Source organism: Komagataeibacter sp. FXV3 (genome assembly GCF_015155755.1).
Taxonomy (GTDB): domain Bacteria; phylum Pseudomonadota; class Alphaproteobacteria; order Acetobacterales; family Acetobacteraceae; genus Komagataeibacter.
On the sequence record NZ_VWPI01000191.1, the window covers coordinates 1 to 1,493 of the forward strand.

1 protein-coding gene is annotated in these 1,493 nt (G+C 65.2%); it reads right to left on the minus strand.

All coding sequences use genetic code 11. The features are described 5' to 3' along the window. A partial coding sequence (locus F1542_RS16870; protein WP_227672842.1) for a carbohydrate porin occupies positions 1-1,493 on the minus strand: 1,493 nt, incomplete at both ends.

A 1,493-nucleotide genomic window follows, 5' to 3' on the forward strand; every position in this document is an offset into this window, starting at 1 on the left:
TGCAGGCCGAAGATCGCCTCATCGCCGGTGCGGCGGTAGGGGAAGGACGGGTCGGCGCCGCCGCCCGCGGGGTGCCAGACGTACTGGAAATCGGGCTGCATCACCAGCCACGGCGTGACCTGCGCCTGATAGGTCAGTTCAAGGTGGTTTTCATTGCCCTGCACCAGCGAATGGCTGTCGCGGTCAAACTGGCGCTGCCCCGAACTGGCGCGGCCAATGCCCCAGCCCAGGCCGATCGTGTCGTTGTCACGCCCCCTGAACGGGGCCTTCAGGTTCAGGCCCGCGTCGATGGCGAAGCTGATCATGTTGCGGTCGCCCCCATTGCCCGTGGCGCGCACGAATACACCCAGCGAGCGCGGCGATGTCAGCGAGGGGCGCCAGATCATCTGGTCGATGATGCCATAGACCATCCAGTTGCCCCGGTCCCATCGCGGGGTCAGGTCGGCCTGCGTGGCACTGGCATTCAGCGTGGCCGCCCCCAGCGAGCTGCCACGCTGGTTGTAGCGGTAGTCGGCGAACTTCGCGGTATCGTAATAGCCACCCAGCTTGTACACCCCCGGCAGGCCGGGGTTCTTGGTCACGTTGGACATGTCGGCAGGCTGGGGGTTGAGCGCGTATTGCAGTTCGGTGATCAGCAGCGCGCCGGTGCCCATGTTGAAGTTCGTGCCGTTGGCGCCGTCATAGGTCTGGCTGGTGGGATCGGAACTGAAGCCGCTGTTCGATCCGGTGGCCTGCTGGATGGGCAGGGAGTTGTAGCGGTTGCCCGGCGGGTTGTCGTCGGCGGCCGCGAACATGAAGGTGAATTTCTCGCTGGGGCGGTAGCGGATGCGGATGGCGGGCGAGGACAGCGGCCATGACGGCCCGCCACCATACAAATTGACCGAAGGGGCCATGGGCCAGCCGAAATTGGCGTTCAGGTAAAGCGATGCGTAGTCACTGACCAGGAATTCGGTATCCAGATCCTGCTGCCCGATCTTCACGTCCAGCTTTCCCTTGAGGAAGGACTGCTGGTACCACAGTTCGAACAGGCGGGTGGAGCGGTCGGCCTCGAACCCGCTGATGGGGTTGAAGTTGTTCAGGTGATCCTGCGAGATCGAGCGCCCGCGCGTCTGCAGCGCGCTGACATTGAACAGCCCGCCCTTCAGCCCGAACAGCTTTTCGGTATCGATGGTCAGCGTCGGCATGGTGACGCCGTCATAGGCGGGGCCTGTGCCCGAACCCTGACCATCGCCATTGGTGCTGGGCGTGCCGCCGGTGCCGTTGCCCCAGACCTCATCGACTTCCTGGATGTCGAAGGTGATGCCGTGTCTGTACAGCCACGGCCGCGCGCCCCACATGTTGCCCAGCAGGTTGCCGCTGGTGTCCAGCCTGTCCTCGCCGCCCGCGGCGACCGCGGCCTGTTCTTCCGTATCGGCCTGCGCGCGTTCGGAATCCCGCACCGTGGCCGGGTCGATCTGCTGGATCAACGGGGTGGAATTGCCCAGGCGGGCGCG